The organism is Pelotomaculum sp. FP (assembly GCF_004369245.1).
Taxonomy (GTDB): domain Bacteria; phylum Bacillota; class Desulfotomaculia; order Desulfotomaculales; family Pelotomaculaceae; genus Pelotomaculum_C; species Pelotomaculum_C schinkii.
This window is the reverse complement of record NZ_QFGB01000064.1, coordinates 1-23,673: the sequence shown is the minus strand read 5'-3', so window position 1 is coordinate 23,673 and position 23,673 is coordinate 1. Positions and strand designations below refer to the sequence as shown.

General features: G+C 48.2%; 22 protein-coding genes. 5 read left to right on the top strand and 17 right to left on the bottom strand.

Features of this window, described 5'->3' with window-relative positions:
- Nucleotides 1-988 precede the first annotated feature (988 nt).
- Nucleotides 989-2,899 carry a sigma-54-dependent Fis family transcriptional regulator gene (locus Psfp_RS18175; protein WP_134219938.1) on the top strand — a complete coding sequence of 637 codons (1,911 nt, stop codon included), beginning with the start codon at nucleotides 989-991 and terminating at the stop codon, nucleotides 2,897-2,899.
- Nucleotides 2,900-3,561: 662 nt separating this feature from the next.
- Here Psfp_RS18175 and Psfp_RS18170 read toward each other — a convergent pair.
- Entirely contained in the window at nucleotides 3,562-4,170 is a 609-nt protein-coding gene (locus Psfp_RS18170; protein ID WP_282434359.1) for an MFS transporter, read from the bottom strand.
- A 123-nt stretch (nucleotides 4,171-4,293) separates the two neighbouring features.
- Here Psfp_RS18170 and Psfp_RS18165 point away from each other — a divergent pair, with 123 nt between their 5' ends.
- On the top strand, nucleotides 4,294-5,337 hold the full coding sequence (locus Psfp_RS18165) for an inorganic phosphate transporter (protein WP_134219936.1): 1,044 nt from the start codon (nucleotides 4,294-4,296) through the stop codon (nucleotides 5,335-5,337).
- A gap of 13 nt (nucleotides 5,338-5,350) precedes the next feature.
- Nucleotides 5,351-5,974 carry a DUF47 family protein gene (locus Psfp_RS18160; protein ID WP_134219935.1) on the top strand — a complete coding sequence of 208 codons (624 nt, stop codon included), beginning with the start codon at nucleotides 5,351-5,353 and terminating at the stop codon, nucleotides 5,972-5,974.
- Nucleotides 5,975-6,030: 56 nt separating this feature from the next.
- On the opposite strand, the gene Psfp_RS18155 is transcribed toward Psfp_RS18160, so the two are convergent.
- A complete protein-coding gene (locus tag Psfp_RS18155; protein WP_134219934.1) occupies nucleotides 6,031-6,501 on the bottom strand; it encodes a hypothetical protein in 471 nt (156 codons plus the stop codon).
- Nucleotides 6,502-6,744: 243 nt separating this feature from the next.
- On the opposite strand from Psfp_RS18155, the gene rbr reads away from it, so the two are divergent.
- Nucleotides 6,745-7,317: a rubrerythrin gene (rbr, locus tag Psfp_RS18150; RefSeq protein WP_134219933.1), complete on the top strand. Its 573-nt coding sequence runs from the start codon at nucleotides 6,745-6,747 to the stop codon at nucleotides 7,315-7,317.
- A gap of 182 nt (nucleotides 7,318-7,499) precedes the next feature.
- Nucleotides 7,500-8,234: an HAD family hydrolase gene (locus Psfp_RS18145; RefSeq protein WP_134219932.1), complete on the top strand. Its 735-nt coding sequence runs from the start codon at nucleotides 7,500-7,502 to the stop codon at nucleotides 8,232-8,234.
- Nucleotides 8,235-8,302: 68 nt separating this feature from the next.
- Here Psfp_RS18145 and Psfp_RS18140 read toward each other — a convergent pair whose 3' ends face one another.
- The 15 genes from Psfp_RS18140 to Psfp_RS21840 form a co-directional block, all read right to left on the bottom strand.
- A complete protein-coding gene (locus Psfp_RS18140) occupies nucleotides 8,303-8,731 on the bottom strand; it encodes a hypothetical protein (RefSeq protein WP_134219931.1) in 429 nt (142 codons plus the stop codon).
- Nucleotides 8,732-9,012: 281 nt separating this feature from the next.
- Entirely contained in the window at nucleotides 9,013-9,966 is a 954-nt protein-coding gene (locus tag Psfp_RS18135; protein WP_134219930.1) for an S-layer homology domain-containing protein, read from the bottom strand.
- A gap of 119 nt (nucleotides 9,967-10,085) precedes the next feature.
- Nucleotides 10,086-10,379, bottom strand: a complete 294-nt coding sequence (locus tag Psfp_RS18130; protein WP_134219929.1) for a chaperone modulator CbpM — start codon at nucleotides 10,377-10,379, stop codon at nucleotides 10,086-10,088.
- A 5-nt stretch (nucleotides 10,380-10,384) separates the two neighbouring features.
- Nucleotides 10,385-11,368, bottom strand: a complete 984-nt coding sequence (locus Psfp_RS18125; protein WP_134219928.1) for a DnaJ C-terminal domain-containing protein — start codon at nucleotides 11,366-11,368, stop codon at nucleotides 10,385-10,387.
- 93 nt (nucleotides 11,369-11,461) lie between these two features.
- Nucleotides 11,462-13,342 carry a molecular chaperone DnaK gene (dnaK, locus tag Psfp_RS18120; protein ID WP_134219927.1) on the bottom strand — a complete coding sequence of 627 codons (1,881 nt, stop codon included), beginning with the start codon at nucleotides 13,340-13,342 and terminating at the stop codon, nucleotides 11,462-11,464.
- 109 nt (nucleotides 13,343-13,451) lie between these two features.
- Nucleotides 13,452-13,721 carry a hypothetical protein gene (locus tag Psfp_RS18115; RefSeq protein ID WP_134219926.1) on the bottom strand — a complete coding sequence of 90 codons (270 nt, stop codon included), beginning with the start codon at nucleotides 13,719-13,721 and terminating at the stop codon, nucleotides 13,452-13,454.
- The gene (gene tkt, locus Psfp_RS18110; protein ID WP_134219925.1) at nucleotides 13,711-15,735 is read right to left on the bottom strand and encodes a transketolase; all 2,025 of its coding nucleotides are present in this window, start codon (nucleotides 15,733-15,735) and stop codon (nucleotides 13,711-13,713) included. Before tkt ends, Psfp_RS18115 begins: the two co-directional genes overlap by 11 nt.
- Before the next feature lie 376 nt (nucleotides 15,736-16,111).
- Complete coding sequence (locus tag Psfp_RS18105) at nucleotides 16,112-17,383, bottom strand: hypothetical protein (RefSeq protein WP_190239478.1); 1,272 nt, start codon at nucleotides 17,381-17,383, stop codon at nucleotides 16,112-16,114.
- A gap of 70 nt (nucleotides 17,384-17,453) precedes the next feature.
- Nucleotides 17,454-17,690, bottom strand: a complete 237-nt coding sequence (locus Psfp_RS18100) for a MoaD/ThiS family protein (RefSeq protein WP_134219923.1) — start codon at nucleotides 17,688-17,690, stop codon at nucleotides 17,454-17,456.
- Between the two features lie 103 nt (nucleotides 17,691-17,793).
- On the bottom strand, nucleotides 17,794-18,699 hold the full coding sequence (locus Psfp_RS18095) for a glycyl-radical enzyme activating protein (protein ID WP_243120782.1): 906 nt from the start codon (nucleotides 18,697-18,699) through the stop codon (nucleotides 17,794-17,796).
- Between the two features lie 48 nt (nucleotides 18,700-18,747).
- Nucleotides 18,748-19,377 carry a hypothetical protein gene (locus Psfp_RS18090; RefSeq protein ID WP_134219921.1) on the bottom strand — a complete coding sequence of 210 codons (630 nt, stop codon included), beginning with the start codon at nucleotides 19,375-19,377 and terminating at the stop codon, nucleotides 18,748-18,750.
- Between the two features lie 19 nt (nucleotides 19,378-19,396).
- Complete coding sequence (locus tag Psfp_RS18085) at nucleotides 19,397-20,659, bottom strand: FAD-dependent oxidoreductase (RefSeq protein WP_190239479.1); 1,263 nt, start codon at nucleotides 20,657-20,659, stop codon at nucleotides 19,397-19,399.
- Nucleotides 20,660-20,794: 135 nt separating this feature from the next.
- The gene (locus Psfp_RS18080) at nucleotides 20,795-22,789 is read right to left on the bottom strand and encodes an aldehyde ferredoxin oxidoreductase family protein (RefSeq protein WP_134219919.1); all 1,995 of its coding nucleotides are present in this window, start codon (nucleotides 22,787-22,789) and stop codon (nucleotides 20,795-20,797) included.
- A gap of 62 nt (nucleotides 22,790-22,851) precedes the next feature.
- Nucleotides 22,852-23,391, bottom strand: coding sequence for a 4Fe-4S dicluster domain-containing protein (locus Psfp_RS18075; protein WP_134219939.1), 540 nt, complete (start codon nucleotides 23,389-23,391; stop codon nucleotides 22,852-22,854).
- A gap of 55 nt (nucleotides 23,392-23,446) precedes the next feature.
- Nucleotides 23,447-23,673 (bottom strand): hypothetical protein (locus tag Psfp_RS21840; protein WP_348981160.1); only part of this gene is annotated, 227 nt, incomplete at its 5' end.

The window sequence follows — 23,673 nt, the reverse complement described above, 5'->3', positions numbered from 1 at the left end:
ATGGCATAAAATACCATCCATTTCGATTATTGGGCGATTTTGAAAATGTCAAGGGCTTTTGAGTATTTTTTGAGCATTTTTTAAAAATGTTTTTTGGTACTAATTTACTGAAAGTGCATAACTACTGATTACAACTTACAGATATTAATCATCATTGCCTCCGATGTTGAAGCGAAATCGATGGATAGAATATGCATCAATTGAAATATTACCCAATATTCCTACGCCACATTTTTGTTAAGCCATTTAACATAATTACATTTACAACTATGCTCCAGGTAAGTATAATTTTTATTGCCTGGTCATTGCTTCTTACTATCACTGTCGGACTCCCCTTCAGTAAAACCAATAAAAAATTGTTTTTGCAAAGTAGTTACCCATTTTAATAAATACACCCCCCTGGCATAAAGTAAATGTTTTCTAATATCTCACCTAAATAATGATGAGCAACTTTTGTGCCACATAAAAAATAACCCTAAATTTAATACTTCAGGAAATGCACTGCTCAATATTTTCGCAAAGTCCGCTCACATTTTGAAAACCTCTTGGAATGGAGTAGCCTCGCACTGGTTGAGTCAGCAAACTCGAAATAACAACCAAGGTAAAAGAAGATAGAGCGATGCAAGCCTAGGCCAAAAGAGTTCAAAGCAGAAGCCATCAAATCATCCCCCGAAAGAGGTACTAAGGTAGCCGCAGAACAGTTTGGGATACCAGAAACCCCGCTATATGCGTACTTAATGATATTCTTAATCCCATCCTTATAAATAAGATTATCTTTTAGCTTAAATCCAGATCATGCAAATACCCAGAACGACTACAGGATTTATCTGGTTTCACAGTTCCATCATGGCTCTAAAGAGAGCTATTACTTGATTCTTAAGCTTGGAAATTGTGTTAAAATTACATAGAAAGCCTCTGCTGTCTTGGTTCTATAGATTAATGAATTAAGATTGCCATTTTATTCTTTTCATAGAGGGGTGAACTTTGTATGCTGCCTAGAATTATTATTACCTCCCCATATCCGGAATTTGGCATAATAACCGAGTCAATATGTCGTAAGCTTTCGGTTGAACCTATTATCGTGGGCGGTGTTCTTGAAGATGCTGTTCGAACAGTTCTCGATATTGCCAAAAAGGAAGACATAGAAGTTGTCATCAGTAGAGGTGGAACTGCCAACGAGCTTATGAACTTCACTGAGATTCCGGTTATTAAAGCAGAAGCCGATGAATTCGATGTCTTGCTGGCACTTTGGGAAGCAAAAAAAATAAGCCCTGAAAAAATAGCTTTTTTAGATTCAATCTACCATAAAAGCAGCCACGATTACCAAAACATAGAGGAAATTTTGGGGACATCTATAAGAAGATACACTTTTAGGGATTTTACGGAACTTCAATCACAAATACGCAAGGCACATAGCGACGGTATGAAAGTCCTGGTCACAGGAAGCAAACTTGGTGTAAACATGGCAACAGAAATTGGAATGCAGGGAGTTATTGTGCGCTCCAGTCGTCGTGCAATTATACAGGCAATTGAAAGAGCTAAAGAAGTAATCAGAATTAGAAAAATAGATAAGGGATATACCCAACGCTTACGTACCTTAATGGATTCCGTAAAGGAAGCAATCTTATTAATGGATGAAAATAACCGGATTATGCTTATAAACGATGAGGCTAAAAGCATTCTTAAATTAAATGACCAGCAAGCTTTGCATAAATATATTTACAATGTAAACAACATATGGTTGGAAAAAGTATATGGGGATGGTAACCCCTGTTTTGGAAATTTGGTGGAAATCGAGGGAGTAAAGGTTGTAGTTAATCGTTGCCTTGTAACTAATGATAATGAAAATTTTGGCTCGGTTATTCGTTTTCAAGGACTAAGTGCTTTGCAAGACCTTGAACAAAAGACACGTAAAGAAATTCATAAAAAAGGTTTATTTACTAAGTTCACTTTTAAAGATATTATTGGTACCAGTAAATCTCTTTCAGAAGCTATAGAAATAGCAAAAATATATGGGGAAACAGACTCTACTGTTTTGATTTATGGAGAAAGCGGCACCGGTAAAGAATTATTTGCCCAGAGTATTCATAACGTTAGCCCCCGTAAAGATGGCCCTTTTGTAGCTATTAACTGTGCTGCCCTACCTGAAAACCTGCTGGAAAGTGAACTTTTCGGTTATGAAGAAGGTTCTTTCACGGGAGCCAAAAAAGGCGGTAAAATTGGTTTATTTGAATTAGCTCATGGGGGAACCATCTTTTTAGATGAAATCGGTAAAATACCACTTTCCCTCCAGGGCAGGCTATTGCGTGTTCTTCAAGAAAAGGAAGTCAGGCATCTCGGCGGCGACAAAATTATACCAATAGATACAAGGGTAATAGCCGCCACTAATGTTAATTTGCATGAGGCTGTCCAGAATGGTGATTTTCGTCCAGACTTGTACTATCGTATAAATGTCTTACAGATCAAACTGCCACCACTACGTGAAAGAAAAGGTGACGTTAAACAGTTATTTAATTACTTCGTTGAAAATTTCAATAAAAAATACGGAAAAGACGTTACAGGAATTTCACATGAGCTTGAATCATGGTTAGAGGCATATGACTGGCCAGGTAACATTCGAGAATTGGCAAATTTTACAGAAAGGCTATTTGTATTATCAAACGGAAAATCAATAGATAATAATTTCCTAAAAAAATTTATAGAAATAAACGATTATAAAAATACAACCTTATGTTACGGCAATGCTGAATATATTGCCGTCCCCTCAGGCACCCTTGAAGAGATGGAAAGAGAATTAATCCTTAAACTTTATGAAAAGACAGGCTATAATAAGACTAAACTTGCTAATAAATTAGGTATCAGCAGAAACACATTATGTAAAAAACTAAATATACCCTAACTACTTATATACCAGCTAAAATCCTGTTTGTTTAACCATTATACAACATTATCTAAACAAAACGTGTAATATATAAAACTAGAAGTAAATTATCTCTGCAGTTTAGAAGAGGTGACAAAAAAAAGTCTTCAAGGAAATCACCCTAGACCTGAAGATACTACAGTAGGGGATTTAATGAAGAGCTTTAAGCTGCCTGACTATATTCTTATATGGTGGAAACTTGATTATCAATTAAAACCAACACTTAATCCTCATTAATAAGTCTAGTTTTCTGCTTCCTTCGCCACTGCAAGATCGTTGACAGCCTGTACTGCTTGTAAAATGCCTGCTGGTACAATACAACCTGCGCAAATGCTTTAATCCGCTTGCGTGCCTCTTTTAAAACTCCTCCTTTAAAACCATATATGATTCATCTATACCATCAACCTGTTGAATTTTGTCTGCCAGCGCTTTTTTTAGTATCCTTAAACTGCCGTACAGTGCAAGTACGATTGAAATTACACCAACATTGCTGAGGTTTCATCCTCTGATGGTACCGCAATAGCGGCATGGTCACTACCCTAAAAACATATTATGCACTACGGTACAATTCATTTAGATATACATCATGGAATAGATAGTTATCATAGCGCGAAACACTATTTATCGTATTAAACCTCTGATTACTCCTGCGATCGCAGTTTTTCATCATATATGGGCAGGATGCTTTTCCTCAAAGCAGGAAGCCCGCTGCTAAATAGCAACGCGCCGCCAACGCTGGCGATTCCTCCAACCAGGACGGTGTTGGGAGCGCCGAGCCAACTGGCCATGGTCCCGGCAAATAGGCTGCCGAAGGGTACCACCCCCATAAAAGCAGCAGCGTACAGGCTCATTACCCGCCCCCGCTTGTCATCATCTACAATAGTCTGGACCACGGTATTGCACGAGGCCATCTGCACCATCATGCCGAAGCCGGTAAACAAAAGCAGGCACAGGGAAAACAAGAAGCTGCGGGACTGTGAAAAAAAGATTAGGCCTGTGCCGAAAAGCCCTGCCGCGAACGGTATATTTTTTTCCAATCCCCTGATATTCTTCCTTGAAGCCAAATAAACGGCGCCGGTCAGGGCTCCCATGCCTGAGGCGCCCATCATAAAACCAAGGGTGTGCGGCCCGCCGTGCAGAATTTCACTGGCAAATACCGGCATCAGCACGGTATAAGGCATACCGGTAAAGCTGACTAAAGCACAATTTATAAGAATAAATCTTACAATGGAAATAAGTTTGCCGGCCAAACATGAACGATTGTTTTTTTTTCCAACTGCTCTACTAAAAAATTACTTTGAGTTTACTCTGAAAAAGATGTAAATTAAGAGATATCAAACTATTCCCAAACTTGAGACGAGGGTTGTCCGCCTATGACTGCTGAGATTTACATTCTGCTGGTGGTCGTGGTCGCAGCGGCATTGCTTTTTGCTCTCACCAACGGGTTGCATGACGCCAGCTCGATTGTGGCTACCTTTATTGCCTGCGGCGCCGCTTCTCCCGGCCAGGCCGTCGTGCTGGCGGCGGTTTTCGGCTTCAGCGGCGCAATGCTGGGGGGCAGTTCTGTGGCCAATACCTTCACCAATGTTGTCAGCGTTTCCATGAGTAATTCACTGCTGACCATAATACTGGCAGCCGTACTGGCGGCAGTGGCCTGGAATTTAATCACCTGGTATTTCGGGGTTCCCTCCAGTTCAACCCATGCCCTGGTTGGCGGCATTATCGGAGCGGTGTGGGCTTCAAACGGCTTTCACCAGGTATTATGGGGCTGGAGCCAACTGTTCGGGGAAACGCATGAATTGACCGGGATGATGAGGATTTTTGCCGCTCTGCTCATTTCACCGCCACTGGGCTTCATCCTGGCCTACTTACTTCAAAAGCTGCTGAGTCTGGCCTTGAGAAACGCCAGGAACACTGTCAACCGCTGGCTAAAAGGGTTGCAGTGGGTAATGGCGGCGGTGCTGGCTTTCAGCTTCGGCGCCAACGATACCCAAAAAATAATGGGATTGATCACCCTGGCCTTAATCGCTTCGGGAAACCTGCAGCAGCAAGCGGTACCCCTTTGGGTCAGGCTAAGCGGCGCCCTGGTGATGTTTTGCGGTACTGTTCTCGGGGGTTGGTCGATTATGAGAACTCTGGGCGAACGCATTTTTGACATTCGTCCCATCCACAGTCTCAACTCACAGGTTTCCTCTGGAGCAGCCATCTTAATGGCAACCTATCTTGGGGCGCCTGTCTCCACCACCCATGTGATGGCCAGCAGCATCCTCGGAGCGGGGGCAGGGGACGAACACCGTATGGTCAACTGGAATATTGGGAAGGAAATGATCGTGGCGTGGTTTGTCACCATTCCTTCCGCGGCGCTGGTAGCCGCGTTAATATACTACCCGGTCTATTGGTTAGCCGGTAAACCATAAAGGAGAGTTAGCCATGGGAATAAATATATTTAATAAAGTTTTCCCTCAGAAGTGGGATTTTGTCGGCATGCTGCGCACACAGGCGGAATTAACAGCACAGGGGGTGCAGACCCTGCTTGACTGGCTGTTGGAGCCTTCAGCTGAAAACTATGATTTACTGCTCCAGCTGGCCGCGCAAGCAGACACTGTCCGCATGGAGATGGAGGAAAAATTGTATGAAGCCTTCGTCACCCCTTTTGACCGGCAGGAACTCTATTATATTTCGGTCCAAATGGACCGCATCGTTGAGTACGCCAAATCCACCCTGCTGTCCATTGTCGAATACAAGGTGGAGCCACGCAAATACTTTATTAAAATGACGGAGGCGCTGAGTGAGGGTACAACTATATTTGCCGGGGCTATGATCTCAATCCTCGATAACAAACCCATCGAGTCACAGACCCGCATCCAGGAGATAAGGAAAGCCCATGCGGAGATGGAAGACTATTACCGCAAGGGCATGTCGGAACTTTTTCAAACTGCCGATGCCATGGAAGCCTTGAAGCACCATGAAATATACAGCCAAATGCAGGATGCGGCCTTTTACCTGGGCAGTACTGTGGACATCTTTCATCGTATCGTCGTCCGGATAGGCTAGAACAAAGCTTTTTGCCCGGTCATCCGCAGCTGTTGGCATACAGCTAATGGGTACGTTTAAAATATCTTGCCCTTACTGCCCTCGTAAATCTTTTCCTCGCCGGTCACGGCAAAGGACAGCCATACCAGGATGGACAGACCGGCTACATTGATAAAGTAATGAAGTGTTTGGTTGAAGCCGTTCTGCATCTCAAAAGCTCCCGACCTGATCAAAGCCTCGGTGGCCAGAACAAGCAGGCCGCTGAAGAGCAGTACCAGCAGCATTTTGTAAAACGAGTTGCGCTGCATCCAATTCATCAGCAAAATCCCGCCGCCCGCTCCCCCAACCAACACAAACAAAGGGACACCGGCAATAGCGGGCGCACTTTTCGTGAAATGGTAATAACCCAGCTGGATAAAGGTAAAATTCATGACAAAAAGCAGCAGGATTGAAACAATCGCCACTGGCCAGAGCAGCCTAAGCCTGTTCAAAGGGACCAGGATAAAAACCAGCAGCCACATCACAACAGCCCAAACCAGGTATTCCATGACTACCTCCGGGTGTTTTTATCACTATTCTCTTTATTTGCCCCTCCTTCTATGCAAAATTATTTATCATCATATTAAAAGCGCTGCGATGTCAAAGGATCGGCTACGTTTCTGTAATAAATTTTTAACCTTTACGAAATAAATTCTTAAAAAAAATATGATATTCTCGCTCTAACGCAGGTAAAATTCATTCCTGCAATATGTTCGCACAGATTAAGTGAAAAAGAAATTGGGGGGACAAGAATGGAATTAAAAGGAACGAATACCGAAAGGAACCTGCTGACTGCTTTCGCAGGCGAATCACAGGCCAGAAACCGCTATACTTTCTTTGCTTCCAAGGCCAAAAAGGAGGGCTATGAGCAAATCGCGGCCATTTTCCTGGAGACCGCCGCCAACGAAAAGGAACACGCGGAGCGCTTGTTTAAATTCCTTACCGGCGGCGAGGTGGAAATTACCGCCGCATTCCCCGCGGGTATCATCGGGACAACCCAGGATAACCTGGAGGGGGCTGCCGCAGGAGAAAAGTATGAGCACACTGTCATGTATCCCGAGTTCGCTAAAACAGCTGAGGCGGAGGGTTTTGCCGAGATCGCCGCAGTATTTAGCGCTATCGCCAGGGCGGAAGTAGCGCATGAAAAACGTTACTTGAAACTTCTGCAGAACATTAAAGAAGGCAAGGTATTCCACCGTGATGAAAAAGTGCTGTGGAAATGCGCCAACTGCGGTTATATACACGAAGGTACGGACGCTCCCAACGTTTGCCCGGCCTGCGACCACCCCCAGAGCTATTATGAGCTCTGGAGCCAGAACTATTAATTGCCCGGCGGCCCCGGTTTGCCTTAACAGGTGAATCCGGGGCCGGCCTGTTTACCGGAAGGACCATTGACTTCACAATGCAAAGCCGGCTAATATAATTTAAAAGCAATCCATTTGTTTCAGCTCATCAAAAGTGGCTCTTAAGAGGTTGCTGGTTTGGCCATCAATTATTATATTTTTATATGGGAGATGTGGAAGTGCTGCAGGTAGTCCTCTTTGATCTGGATGGAACCCTATTACCAATGGACCACAGGAAGTTCATGAACGAATACTTAAAAGAGCTGTCCCTCTTCGTACGTCCGGTAATCGAACCTGACGCCTTTAAACAGGCTCTGATGGCAAGTACCTCGGCTATGGCCGCCAATAACAGCCTGGTATTTACCAACGAAGAGGTTTTTTGGAAAGATTTTGAGAATCATCTGGGAGAAAGGCTCCCGTCTATCCGGCCCTTGCTTGAAATGTTTTACGCTGAAAAGTTCCGGCAATTGTCCTACGTAGCCCACCCATGCCCGGAAGCCCGCATATTGGTAAAAGCAGCCATGGAGCGCAATTTGCGTATTGCGCTGGCTACCAATCCTCTATTCCCGCTGACAGCTATACAAAGCCGGATGTCCTGGGCAGATGTGGATGACTTTCCGTGGAATTTAATTACCAGCTATGAAGTCATGCACTTTTGCAAACCACATCCCGGGTACTACCGTGAAATTGCCGCACACCTTGGTGTGCGCCCTGAGGAATGCCTGATGGTAGGCAACAATGTGGATGAGGACCTGGTTGCTGGAACCCTTGGCATGAAGACCTACCTGGTAACTGATTGCCTGCTGGGAGACCCTGCAGGCATTTGCCGGGCGGACTGGCACGGATCAATACAGCGCCTGGCCTGGTTGTGGGAGAATCAAGGCATTCCCGGGGAATAGAGAGTAAAGCTTTAAAAAAATGATCCTGCAATGAGCCTTTAGTCAAAAGCCATGTCCTGGAGGTTTATTTAAGACAACAGCGATTTCAGCAATCCCCTAAAATAAGGTTTTGTTAAAGTTTCAACATTTAATGGTGATTTGGAGACCACTTGTTTCCAAATACCGTCCCTGTCTCTTATAAAAAATATGTTCCCCTTTTTTGTTTTCATTTGTATTTTTCCAGTTGATCCCACAACTACCCTTTTTTTAGGTATGAATTCGATTTCATCTTCTCCTGCTTTTAATTTGAATCTCTTTGAATAATAAGAGCCTAATCTTTTTCTTTCATAAGAAGTTAATATTATTTTTTCTTCAATTAAGTCTGACAGCCAATCTTCCAGTCGATCATAAAATGATTTTATCTCCACTGGACATTGTTCATTGATATCACTTGTTTGCGCTTCCTGGTCCTCCTGCAATTGTTTCTTGTTCCTCAAAAGAGCAGCCAGATCACTCATGCTCATTAACCTCCTCTCAGGAATATTATATATGAATTTTCACATAATTAACAAAAATTCCTACATTTATTTTTCAAAATATTACGACATATTTCGATATAATTTTTTGGCAAGGCCAAAATCCATATTCCATGATTTTACATATTAGCTCATAAGATAGTCATATTCTGCAAATAACTTTAACATACTGGCTACTATCCAACAGCTGTAGCGTCCATTAAAAAAACCAGAGCCGGCATTTGTATGCCGGCTCTAATTCAATATTAAACCTTGTTTAGACTTTATTGTTCTGTGTTCTGTTCTGTGTTCTGCTCAGTGTTCTGTTCCGTGTCTTGCTCAGTGTTTTGTTCAGTATTTTGTTCCATATTCTGTTCCGTGTTTTGTTCCGTGTCCTGCTCAGTATCAGGAGCCAATTCCGACTGATTTATAACCCTTTCCGCAATTACCGCCATTTCAGCTCTGGTAATGGCGCTGTTGGGGTTAAACTTCCCTTCCGGTGAGCCGACAATAATCCCTTCTTGATAGAGGGCCATGATATAACCCAGGTCCTCCGGCGAAATCAGGCTGCCATCAGCAAAAGGTATGTCCTCCGTATCGACGGGGGTCAGTTCCAGCGCTTTGGCAAGCTGAACTGCTACCTGAGCCCGGTCGGCCTGCACCTGGGAATGGAACCGGTTAATATTAACAACTCCTTTGTACACTGCTTCCTGTACTGATTCCCGGGCCCAATCGGGGACGTCTTCCAGATTAAGGTCTTCAATTGTTAACTGGTTATCTTCCTGCCGGGTATCTTTGTTAGCCATTCTCATCACCAGGACCGTTATTTCAGCCTGGGTAATTGAATCCTCGGGCCGGAACGTCCCGTCTTCATAGCCCTCAAATACGCCGATGGCTTTCATTTTCTTGATACTTTCCGCGGCCCAGTGCCCATTAATATCAGGAATGTCCTCTTCTACTTCCCCTTGTGCTTGGCAGGCGTCCAGCTTTTGCTTGAACTCCTTCAACTGCTGTCCCTGATAGGACTTGTGCCCCTGGCCTGTTACCTTGCTTTCACCGTTACTTTTTTCGCTGTCGGCCTGTACCGTGCTATCACTCTGCGTGCTATCACTCTGAACAGCAGCCTTTGCCTTTCCGGCGTTGCCCTTTTCCCCGTCCTGGTTTTTCGCCATGGCGGCTCCAGCCGACAGCATCAACACCATTGACAGCACAACAACTACATACAAGACTTTCCTCACTTGATTTTCTCCTCCTTTGCGGTTTTACCAAATATATACGAATGAGCCAATCCTTTTAGGGGGTATATCAGCAAATAAAAAAAATAAGACAGAGGAACGTCCCCTGTCTTAGGCCTGACTCATCGATTAAGTCGCTCTATTTTATCCTGCAGTTCTTCAATTCGTTCCAGCAGGTCCATAATGATAGCCGCAGCTTGTACATTTACACCAAGGCTATAGCGCAGGCGCATCAGTTTATGCACACGAGTGGCCTGGCCGGTCTGGATATGGTTCTCCCTTATTTCCACGATACCCAGTTCAGCCAGCCTTTCTGCTATCTCCGGGTGGATTTCCAGGCTGCTTATATCGACCCATTCCCCCTCCGGGCCTGTGGAAAGAGAGTGATGGTAAACCTGGAGATAATATTTCTTCACAGTTTTCACACCCCTTTCCTCAACGCGGCCAGTTGCCGGTACAGCTTTTCTTCTTCCGCCGTCAGTCGCTCAGGGATATCTATTTTTATAATTACATACTCGTCGCCCCGCCCGCCTTTATGCGGTAAACCTTTACCCCGCAGCCGCATTCGCCTGCCGGCGCGGGAGCCTGCAGGCACTTTCATCAACACTGCTCCGTCCAGGGTCGGGACCGAGACCTGGTCTCCCAGCGCCGCCTGTTCGGGCCGCAGCGTAACCTCGGTCTCCAGATCGCTTCCCCGGACTTTGTAGAGCGGGTGTGGGAGGATGCGCACCTTCAAGTAAAGATCTCCCCTGGTTCCCCCGTTGAGACCTTCCCCACCCTGGCCCTTTAAACGAATCCGGCTGCCGTCGGCAACTCCCGCCGGGATTTTCACAGCCAGTGTTTTAGTATTCGAGGTCACCCCCGTCCCGCCACAACGAGGGCAGAAAGACTGCCCGTCATGCCCCTGGCCGCCGCAGGCTTGACATATTTCCCGCGTGGACAGCTGCAGTGATTTTTGTCCGCCCCGGTAGGCTTCCTCAAGGGTGAGTTCAACCTCACTTTCCGCATCCTGTCCTTGTACCGGACCGCGCCTGGAGGTCCTGGCGCCGCGCCCAAAACCGCCGCCGAAGATTGCCTCGAAAAAGTCGCTGAAACCGCTCGCTCCAGCATCTCCCCCGGTGTAAAAATGAAAGCCCTCCGTATCCGGCGGAGGCTGAAAATCATCGCCTGCCCGCCAATTAGCCCCCAGGCGGTCGTATTTTTCCCGTTTTTCTTTATCACTCAGGACCTCATAGGCTTCGTTAATCTTTTTAATTTTTTCCTCGGCCGTTTCCTTGTCCCTGCCGGTATGCAGGTCGGGGTGCCATTTACGGGCAAGCTTGCGGTAGGCGGACTTAATCTCCTTCTCCGTGGCAGTGCGGCTGACGCCTAATATTTCATAATAGTCCTGGAAAGAAACGCTCACTCAACTTTCACCGTCCTTTCGCACCCCTGACTGACAGACCGTCAGCCGGGCCGGCTGCCGGTCTGTCGTAGGGCGCAAGTCGCAGGGCGTTGTTTATTTCTCCTCAAACTCGGCGTCGATGGCATCGTCACCGGCGCGATTGCCGGGGTTGCCTGCCGGATCTGTTCCGGCGCGTTGCCGGTAGGCAGACTGAGAAACCGTGTAGGCCGCCTGCTGCAGTTCGTCCTTGAGAGCACGGACCCGTTCGATGGACGCGTTTTCCTTAATCGCAGCTTTTAAATCTGCCAGAAGCTGTTCAATGCGCGCTTTTTCGTGCACGGGGACCTTTTCACCTAAATCCTTAAGCTGCCGTTCCACCTGGTAGGCCAGAGAGTCGGCCTCGTTGCGGGCCTCGATTTCCTGCTTGCGCTGTTTGTCCTCGGCGGCATGCATTTCGGCCTCACGTACCATGCGGTCGATTTCTCCCTTGTCCAGGCTGGTGGAACCACTGATGGTGATAGTTTGCTCCTTGCCCGTGCCCTTATCCCTGGCGCTTACTTTCAAAATACCGTTGGCGTCAATATCGAAGGTTACCTCGATTTGCGGTACACCCCGGGGAGCCATGGGAATGCCATCCAGCTTAAACTGTCCCAGGGAGCGGTTGTCACGGGCCATTTCCCGCTCTCCCTGCAGCACGTTGATGTCGACGGCAGGCTGGTTGTCTTCGGCGGTAGAGAATACCTGGCTGCGACGCACCGGGATGGTGGTGTTGCGCTCAATAAGCTTGGACATTACCCCTCCCAGGGTCTCCAAACCCAGGGAAAGGGGGGTAACATCAAGCAGCAGGACGTCTTTGACTTCGCCGGCCAGGACACCTCCCTGGATTGCGGCCCCAATCGCGACCACCTCGTCGGGGTTGACCCCCTGGTGCGGGTCCTTGCCTCCCGTCAGGCTGCGCACCATTTTCTGCACCGCCGGAATGCGGGTGGAGCCACCCACCAGGATTACCTCATCAATGTCCTTTTCGGTCAGTTTGGCATCAGAGAGGGCGGCCAACACCGGACCACGGCAGCGCTCAACCAGGCGCCGCGTGAGGTCATCAAACTTGGCCCGGGTCAGCTTCATCTCCAGGTGTTTCGGACCGTTGGCGTCGGCTGTGATAAACGGCAGGTTAATCTGGGTTTCCATGGTTGTGGAAAGCTCCATCTTGGCTTTTTCTGCAGCCTCGGTCAGCCTCTGCAGGGCCTGCTTATCCCGGCGCAGGTCAATCCCGCTATCCTTCTTAAACTCACCGGCGATCCAGTCGACAACCGCCTTGTCAAAATTATCACCACCCAGGTGGGTGTCTCCATTGGTGGATTTCACTTCAAAAACCCCATCGCCGACTTCCAGGATCGAGACGTCGAAGGTCCCCCCGCCCAAGTCGAACACCAGGATCGTTTCGTTGGCCTTTTTATCAAGGCCATAAGCCAGGGCTGCCGCCGTTGGTTCATTGATGATGCGCAGCACGTTCAGGCCGGCGATTTTACCTGCGTCCTTGGTGGCGTTGCGCTGGGCGTCATTAAAATAGGCCGGTACGGTGATCACCGCGTCTGTTACCTTTTCGCCAAGGTACTTGGAAGCGTCATCCACCAGCTTGCGTAAGACAAGCGCCGATATTTCCTCCGGCGCCATCAGTTTGCCTCTAACATCAAAGCGAACTGCATCATTAGGCCCGGCTGCTACTTTGTACGGTACCAGTTTGCGCTCGTCAGCCACCTCAGTGTAACGGCGGCCGATAAATCTTTTGATCGAATACAACGTGTTTTCCGGATTCAAAACTGACTGGCGTCTGGCCACCTGGCCGGCCAGCCTTTCTCCGTCCTCTTTGAAAGCAACCACGGAAGGCGTGGTGCGTGCTCCCTCGGTGTTAACAATAACAGTGGGCTTACCGCCTTCCATCACCGCTATGACCGAGTTGGTAGTGCCGAGGTCGATGCCTACTGTTTTACTCATTCCATTATACCTCCTCAATGCGTTATAAATATTACCGCAGAATTCCTAAAAAATATTATTGAGATTAGAACCTGCTCCTGGTAATATTATACGTCAAGAATAGTCAAAGTCAATCACCATGCAAAAAAATTTCGCTATTATTTTGTATGACATCCGGGCTGGTAAAGGTTGCGGGCTCGGCGAACAGCCTTTCTACAAAGGCTATCAGTTTTGTTTGCAGCCGGCGGCGGCCAGCCCAACAGCGTTTTTCCCGGTACCGCCGGTCAAGGACCTCACTGCCCTCCAGCGGCTCCAACCACTCCGGTATATAGCCGGAGTGGTCGAGGGCGGCCTTTTGCATGAACTTGTCATAAAAAGGCGCCATCAGTTCAAACAGCATTTTTACACGCCTGTACCGCCTTTAAAGTCTTCTCAACGATATTTTCCACGGTGAACCCGAATTTATCAAAAAGTGTGCAGGCAGGGGATGATGCCCCAAAATGGTCGATACTGATAATTTCGCCGCTATCTCCGGTATAACGCTGCCAGCCCTGGCTGCTGCCGGCCTCCACTGCCACCCGCGCTTTTATTTGTGGCGGCAAGACCTCCCGGCGGTAGTCCTCCGGCTGTCTCTCAAACAACTCCCAGCTCGGCATACTGACCACGCGGGCCGCAACACCGCTTTCCTGTAGTCTTTCCGCAGCCTGCAGGGCCAGGTGGACTTCTGAGCCGCTGGCCATGATAATGGTGTCCGGACTGGCGCTGCCTGTCTGATTGAGAGTATAGGCGCCGCGGTATAGCCCGTCTGCCGCGGCAAACTTCTGCCGGTCCAGCACCGGCAGGTTCTGGCGTGATAAAACCAGGACCACCGGCCCGTTTACCTTCAGCGCGGCGCGCCAGGCTTCGCTTGTTTCGTTGGCGTCAGCCGGACGAATGACAGTCAGACCGGGGATTACCCTGAGCGAGGCCAGGTGTTCTACGGGCTGGTGGGTGGGGCCGTCTTCGCCCACCCCGATGCTGTCGTGGGTAAAGACATAAATGACCTTCAACCCCATCATCGCCGACAGGCGGATGGGCGGGCGCATGTAGTCGGAGAAAACCAGAAAAGTAGCCCCGTAGGGGATTAGGCCACCGTGCAACGCCATCCCGTTGAGGATCGAACCCATGCCATGCTCACGTACACCAAAATGAAGGTTCCGTCCCTGGTAGGAACCGGCGGCAAAGTCACCGGCGCCTTTGATGTATGTTTTATTGGAGGGCGCCAGGTCGGCCGACCCGCCCAGCAGGTTGGGCAGGCTGCCCCAAACCGCATTGAGAAATGCGCCCGATGCCGCCCGGGTAGCCATTCCTTTTTCGCCGGCCTGGAAAACGGGGATAGCGCTGTCCCACCCATCCGGCATGCGGCCGCTCAGCCACTGCCGCCATTCTTGCCCAAGTTTGGGGAAAGCCTTTCTGTAGGAGTCAAACAGGTCCAGCCATTTGGCCTCGCGGGACCTGCCCTGCTCCAATGCCTGGCGGAAATGCTCCAGGGCCTGGTCCGGAACATGAAATGCCGGAGCCGAAGGCCAGCTTAAGTTTTCTTTGGTCAACCTTAATTCATCGGAACCCAGCGGCTCACCGTGCGCGGCGGATTTACCCTGCTTGTTGGGGCTGCCGAAACCTATATGGGTACGCACCATGATCAGCGAGGGTTTCTCCTGCTCAGCCAGCGCCGTTTCAAGGGCGGTCTCCAGGGCGGCGGTATCGTTCCCGTCCTCTACCCGCAAAACCTGCCAACCGTAAGCTTCAAAGCGGCCGGCCCGGTCCTCGGTAAAGGCCAGTTCGGTATCCCCTTCGATGGAAATATGGTTGTCGTCATACAGGCAGATCAGGCGTCCCAGCTTGAGGTGACCGGCCAGCGAGGCCGACTCGTGGGTGACCCCCTCCATCAGGTCACCGTCACCGGCAATCACATAAGTGTAGTGGTCAACAATATCAAAACCAGTCCGGTTGAAGTGGGCAGCCAGAAAGCGCTCGGCTATGGCCATACCGACCGCGTTGGACAGGCCCTGGCCTAAAGGCCCGGTAGTCACCTCAACTCCGGGGGTATGTCCATACTCGGGGTGGCCCGGTGTCCTGCTGCCCCACTGGCGAAAATCCATCAATTCTTCCAAAGTAAGATCATAACCTGTTAAATGCAGCAGGCTGTAAAGCAGCGCCGACCCGTGCCCGGCCGACAGAACAAAGCGGTCCCGGTCCGGCCAGGAAGGATTGGCCGGGTTGTGACGCAAAAACTTGGTCCACAACACATAGGCCATAGGGGCGGCGCCCATGGGCATGCCGGGGTGTCCTGATTTCGCCTTTTCGACAGCTTCCGCTGCCAGTATACGGATCGTGTTGATACAGAGTTGGTCCAGTTGGTTCGTATTATTCATGAAACATCCTCGCTCTTTTTCTACAAAAAATTTATTTTGCGTTAAGTTCTTTTCAACCTTAAAGATATAGTTCCTGCTTGGATAGAAATAATTCCAAGAAAATTGTCCAATAAAACCAAAATATTTTATGTATCAATTCGCACCCACATTTTTTGGGGTTTCGCTTCTTATGTTGGACACTATTTTCATAGCAGTAAAAAATTTCTCAAGCACTGATTGATTAACAGTGCTTTGAGAAATTTTAGACAAGCTAAAAAACAATGGCAATGGCTTTATATCGAAGTCCTTGCCGTTGCCATTCCAAATTCTTTCCAATAACAATCATTAAGGTTAATACCGGTGCACAATCCACCGGTATTAACCTCATGTTCTTAGTCTATTTACACCATTGCTCCGGTAAGCCTCTGCCGTTCCAAACCAAGTCGCCGGTATCCTTCAATACCATTGTGACAGCATTTTGGGGGCAATGACCCTGGCACCAGGCACAACCCATGCAATGTTCGTTATATACAGGACCATTTTCTTTATCAACATGCACAGCACCGTAAGCGCATAGTTTTTCACAGGTGCCGCAGCGTTTGCACTTATCTAAGTCAAACTTAGGAACAACGGGTGATGGATATTGCATCGGGGCTTCTTCTTTCGGCCAATCCCTGATGTAAGAGAAGTCATCAACGCAGAGCCTGGTGAATTCTTCCACCGATTTATAGCCTTTGCGGTCCATAAATGCGCTCATGCCTTCAATACAATCCTTCAGCACGCCCACGCCGCGGGAATAAACCGCCGAGCACAGTCCGGCGACGCTGCAGCCGCCCATCATGTAGCGGACGCAGTCATCATACGTGAAGATACCACCGATCCCGATCACGGGAATTTTGGTAGTAGCGGTAATCTCAAGAACCTTGGCCAGGGAGAACAGCTGCCAGGCCCGGCCCATCAGGCCGCCGCTGGAATAAGGGCCACCGTAGAACGTGCCTGTTTCATGGTCGATCCAGGTTCCGTAGAAGGCGTTGTTTGCGGAAATACCGGCTGCTCCGGCTCTCTCCACAGCCAGTGCTAGTGCTGCCGTATTAACGCACTGCGGGGTCATTTTGAAAACAATCGGGACCTTCACGGCGTCCACACAGGCTTTGGTAACGGTATAGGCAGTGTCGGGATCGAGGGCCAGGGGGGCGCCTACATCTTTATGTGCTTCCACCGCTCCGAAGGTAGCATGGGGGCCGCCGGTGTCCAGTTCGATTACTTTAGCGCCCATGGCCTCCTGGTCTTTACACAGGGAGGTCCAGGATTCTAAATCAAGCCCGATCCCGGATACGCTGGCGATAAAAAGGACGTCGTTATCATTGCACACCTTTAAGGTCGCGGGGCCTTCTGTTTCCATGTACTTTTCATAAGGCATATTGTGGAACATCTGGCTACAGACCCAGCTGTCCCTTAATTCCGGTCCAAAATGTTTTAGTGAATAAAAATACGGCCTGGGCCAGCGGTGCGGTCCGTCAATTTTATGCACTGTCTTTCCTACCAGCCAGCCGATACCCTGGTCAATGACCCGTTTGGCTAAATAGGCGCTGCCGCCAAAGTCACATGAAGTGACCCCCACCGGATTTTTTATTTCCACACCTAAAAAATTTGTACGTAAATTTGCCATGTTATACATTCTCCTATCATTTTTTTATTTAACTAATCAACAATTTGAATTACAATACGGCCTTATGCGGTTAACCCCCATTGAGCGCTTCCAAAAGGTAAACCTTGTCCCCTTCGTTTAAGACTTTGTCAACAGTGACATGCCGCCCGTTCAGGAACAAACCAAAGACATTCCTCGGAACACCCAATTTGTCCAGGACCATTCCGATAGTTGCACCCTGGGGTACCTCTACTTTAAAAGTCTGGCCATGCCTTGCGCCTGGTATAAAAAAGGATATCTCACCATAAACCTTCATTTCAACTAGCAATATTTTCGCCCCTCCCTTCAATTTAGGCTTGATCAACCCCAGGAGCTTACAGGATATTCTCTAATACCTTGGGCAGGCCACGGCCGTTTCCAAAATAATTTTCCTACATCATTCGCCCGATTGTTGTTTTAAACCCGTACCGGGCAAATATATCCCTTGCCTTGATCACTTCCTCCTTACTTATTGCCCCAATTTCGGTATAAGGTGATGTTATGCCAAGGAATTCATATTTACTTGAGCCTAGTGAATGCAAGGGAACTATATCCACCCATTCAGCGTTAATTGTCGTTAAAAACTCCGCTGTTGCTATTAAGTTGTCACGGGAGTTGTTAAAGCCGGGTACCAATGGTACCGATATTCTTGTTTTACATTTATCCGCTATTAATTTGGCGTTCTCCAGAATTTTTTTATTTGATACCCCGGTCCATTCCCTGTGTTTTACCGGATCCATGTGCTTTATATCCAAAAGGACCATATCCGTATACTCAAGGACATCCTCAAGAACTTCCCATTTTGCATAGCCTGTTGTATCAAGGACTGTGGAAATCCCTTTTTCTTTGCTTATTTTTAGTAACTCTTTGGTAAAAACAGGTTGGTATAAAGGTTCACCTCCGCTTATGGTTAAACCGCCATCCGAACCATAGAAAGGTTTGTCCTTTTCAACCTCCTCGATGACTTCATCAACTGTCACTATCCTACCCACCTGCTTGAAGGCGGAATAAGGGCATGCTTCCACACATTTCATGCAATATGTGCATTTTTGGCGGTCAATTTTATGGTCCGTATTCGTGCTGATGGCTCCTGCCGGACAGGCATCAACACAAGCTCCAAAGTCTTTACATCTTTTAGGAATAAAATATAGCTGAGGTAAGGGTTCCTGAGTTTCGGGGTTGGCGCACCACCTGCAGCTCAAAAAACACCCCTTGATAAAAACTGTTGTTCTGATACCTGGACCGTCGTGTGTTTCAAACTTTTTGATGTCAGCAATTATACCGGTGTTTTTTGTCATCATGTTATACCCCTTATTCTCATTAACCCTTACCGCTTATTCAGCTATTTACTTGGCCGCCAGACTTACTTGCTGGCTACTTGCCGGAACAGGCTTTTTTGTAATCCAGGGCTTACCCATCCAATACACTTCGCGTCCAAAAATTTCGTTAACAACAGAACCGACTACCTGCCATACACAAGCGAGGATCACCAGGGGCAGGTCCCAACCGGCAATAGCCCAGAAAAGCTTTGTACCGGTCAAGAAATATAGGGAGGCAAAGACAAAGAATACATCTGTTACAAGCATAAATAAGGAACCGACGGTATTTTTCAACATAAAACAAGGAGTCCAACCTAACATTAGCAGGGCCATAACCCCAAACACAATACCGTCCACCACGGCGGTCGAACCTTGTATAATTTTTAGTGCTATGAGGAGGTGTTCCAGACAGCCGTACCACATAAAGGCGCTAAAGGTTAAAAAGATGTTGCCGGTCAATACAATGCCATTTCTCATGTTCATGATCCCGGCGACGGTTTGTACAATCGCACCACAAAAACCCAGAGCAACCAAAATCATACCGGCACTATGGGGAGCCATACCAGTAGCGACAGGCCACAAACATGCCAGGTAAAACGCTAACACTGCTTCGCCAGAGGGAGTAGGGTTTGCAAATGGTGGTCTATTGTCACTCATTTTTTTAGCCTCCTCGTTTTTATTTTAGGTTCATATACCGGCCAATTACGCGATAGTGCCAGGGGTAGCAGGAATTAATCAACGTTACCTTTTGCCACTGAGCCCTAAGCTCAGCTAAATCATCCTTTCTCCACATAGACCCGAATAAAATTCCCATGTCTTTGGCGAACCTGCCGACAGCGTGGGCGCCGGCTAACTTGCCTTTATTAAGGATTAACCTGCAGTAATCATTGCCGAATTCTCTCTCTATCACTTCAACATCTGTTTGATCCGCTATACCGGTTAACGTTTTTCCGATAGATACAGAATCCGTGTTAAAATAATGCGCTCTCGTAATACTCCAGGCTCCCGGGTAAACACTGGGTATCCCGGCACAGTTTTTAGCGATAACTTTACCTTGCTCCAGGGCGTTATGCCTTAGTTGGATAAGGACTCTTTCCCCCGTAATGGCGTCCGTCGTTTCAGCGCAATCACCACAGGCGTAAATATCCCGGACGGTTGTCATCATCCTCTCATTGACCTTGATACCCCGTGTCAGCCCGATTTCCGTCCCTGCCTGCCTGGCCAGCCCTGTTGATGGCGCCACACCTATGGCCAGCACGACAGTATCACACTGAATTTCCCTTTTGTCTGTCGTGACGCTATCCACCTTACTGTCACCATTGATGCTGAGAAGTCTTTCGTTGGTTAACACGTGAATACCGTTTTCAGTCAGGCCTTTTTCCAGCTTTTTGGCTGCATATTCATCAAATGTCCGCGGCATGATCCAGCCGGCCAATTCAAGCAAATATACTTCAAAACCCTTTTCTTTCAAGGCCTCGCTTGCTTCAATACCAATAAGACCGGAGCCAACGACAACGGCAGCTTTACCGTTACGGGCGTAAAGGGCGTCAGCGTCAGCAAGGACCTTGCAGCCATACACTCCTTCTTTTTCAATGCCTTTGATAGGCGGCATTACCAGATCGCCGCCGGCGGCAATTACTAAGTTGTCGTACGTCAGTTCACTGCCGCGGTCTAAATATACCTTTTTTTGTTCAGAGTCAATCTCCTTAGCCTCTTGTACGATAAGATCAATATTGTTGCTTTTATAGTCATCGAAATTATTTAAAAACACATTCTGCCTTGGTATCTTACCGCCGACATAATAAGGAAGTGCGCCGGGTTCGTATTCAGGACAGTTTTCCCGGGTGACGATTGTTATTTTAGCATTCCGGTCATAATTTCTAATGCCGAAAGCCGCAGCATTGCCGCCAATCCCGTTTCCTATAATAACTGTATGCAATATTACACCTCCTTTGGCTGAAATGTAGCCTTGCATACCGGCAGCCTGTTCCTTTCGCCCTGCAAAGACCTTTAATTGCACAGTGACCAATCAAAAAGCTCAGGCTGCCGACAGTAAGGCTCAATAATCAATTAATTATTGATTATTGATTCTGCTTAGGTATTCCCTGTACAGCTTGCGGCCGCTTTCCATGTCGGGGATGATTTCCTCAATACCAAGTTCGGTCGCTTTTTCCGGGGTAATAAAACCTTCTTCATCCCAGCCATGATATTTGTAGTATTCTGATTGCGCCCAGGCCCACTCTGCCCGGTCAATTTTCATGCCTTTATACGGGCCGTCTACGACTCCCTCGTCAAAGAACCTGTCGATATGAGTATCGTCCTGGCGGGCGCTTCCGGCGCGGTTCCAGTTGGCTCTTTCAATGTTGATTACACGCTCCGCAGCCAGGAAGATCTCCTCATCAGTCATATCAAACCCGGTCGCTTCGCGGAACAGCGGGGTATAAGCGCGCCAGTCACCGGCGCCGCCCCAGGAACCGATGGCCTGACAGCAGCAGCCGACCAGGTCGGCGACGCACTTGTTCTTTTCAGACCAGTAAACCAGCTTGGGTTTAGTGGTCAGAGTATAAAGCTCTTTTGGGAAGTCCTTCCAGAACTCCTCATTTAATTCAGGTCCCAAAGCGTCCAAAACCAACTCTTTACGGCTCATGGCGCAGCCCTGGAACTCCAGGCAGGAGTAGTTTTTCAGGTGGTCCGAACCCCTGGTGGACATCGCATAGCCCAGGCTAAAGCCCATGGCAATCCTCGGGTCGACGCTGATGTGCTCCAGTCCGCGGCAGTGAGGTACTATTTTATCAGTTCCACGTCCGATAATTTCAGCTATGCGGATATTGCCTTCAGCCAGCAGGTTTCCAAAACCCTCCCTGTACGCTATCATTTCGAGCACTTTTTTCGAGGTCTCCATGTCGGCCCATTTAAATTCAATGCCGCCGGTATCTTCTTTAGTAAGCAGGCCTTTCTCAAAAGCCTCCATTGACCAGGAAAGCGCAGCTCCCGCTGAGATGCTGTCCAAGCCCAGGTCATTTACCATGCCGCACATTATATTGACTTCATCAACATCAGTGGAATCAATTCTAGGCCCCAGGTTGCAGGCGCTCTCCATTTCCGGCCCGCCACAGTGGAAACCGGCATATTTTCCTTCCTTGATGTAGGTGTAGCGGCCGCAGCTAACCGGGCACGACCAGCAGCCTTTTCTCCTGAAGAGGTATTTACTGGCCCACTGGATACCGCCGTATGTTTCCTCTATGCCGGGCATGTAACCTGTGCTGTGGTTTTTGTGCGCGTTGATACCGATAATATTGCCGGCGTCAAAAAGGTCAAAGGTACCTTCTTCCCGCCGCCTGATGGCCGACGGGGAATTATGGACGACTTCCCGCAGCTTCCAGGCTTCCTTGGCAAATTTATCAGGATTCCCATAAGTCAGCGGCTTGGTGCCCCTGATTGCGATGGCCTTCAAGTTCTTTGAACCCATTACACAACCCATACCGGTACGTCCGCCGGAAGAACTGAAGGTATTGACCACACAGGCGAACCTGACCAGGTTTTCCCCAGCCGGGCCGATACAGGCAACTTTAACGTCGGGGTCTCCCAACTCCTCAATGAGATGTTTCGTCGCCGCTTTGACTTTTTGTCCCCAGAGGTGGCTGGCGTCCCTGATTTCAACTTTATCGTCATCGATGAAGATATAGACCGGCTTTGCAGCTTTACCCTTAACCACGATCTGGTCATAGCCGGCATATTTCAGGTAGGTGGAGAACTGTCCCCCCATGTTGGTATCACCATGACCATGGACATTAGTTCCTCTATATGAACAGGTCATCGGTGAAAGGGCGCTGACGGTTGTCCTGCCGGCCAGCGGAGCAAAAGTACCGGTCAGCGGACCCGCCGCGAAGCATAACGGGTTTGCCGGGTCAAGGGGATCCATACCTTCCCAGGTTTCGTGGTAAACGATATCGGAGTTTAAGCCCCTGCCGCCGATCCACCTGCGTAAATATTCCGGCGTCAATTTTTCTACTTTATATGTCCCTTCAGTAAGGTCAACTCTCAGTCTATTACCTGCCCAACCATGCATACCTGTTTCCTCCTTATATTTGTTTATAATACAACCAGTACTCTTTGTTTGAGTGATTATTTTTAAGAAAAACTAAAATTGAACTTGGGTTCGTCGTCGTTCTTGGCTAATTGAGGCTTGTATTCTTCTTTCATTTCCCATGCATGTTTCTTACCCGAAGTTTTGGCGACCATATATTTGGGGACATACTGGAGCGCGCCCTGCATTGTGCAGGCCTTAACACACCAGGGCATTTCCTCTCCGGCGCACTTGTCGCAGCTCATCGTCTTACCATTGTCAGGATTTATAACGGGCGCGCCTGTGGGACAAGCGTAAGAACATGCCCTGCAGCCGATACACGCATCCTCATTGGTAACCACAGCGCCGTTCTCAGTCCTGTAGCGGGCGCCCATAGGACAAACCTTGATACAGGGCGCTTCTTCGCAAGCCTGGCAGGTTACAGGAATAAAAGTATTGACTTCACGGAACTCATTGATACGGACCCTTGAATAATACGGATGAGACTTACTAAAATTCTTCATTGAACACGCCATTTCGCACGAATGGCAGCCTGTGCACATTTCAGGGTCGATTACGATCACCTTTTCCTTCAAATCCACCATTTAGTTACACCCCTTTTATATATTGATATTTTTACGGACAACCGAATCCATTCGTTTACAGACCGATTAACCTGGCCGGTACTTCCTTGGCCATGACGTTGATATCCGCTTCGCTTATCCCCTGGGCTAAAAGCGTCTTGATAAACGACTTCCAACCCGGTACAGGGTTATTTCCCGGTTGCCCGGCGTCGGTGATCAGGACGAGATGGTCCGGCCCTTTTTCTTTAATCAACTCTTTAATCAGGTTGAAGGAATAGTCAAAGGCAATAATCCAGTCCTGCA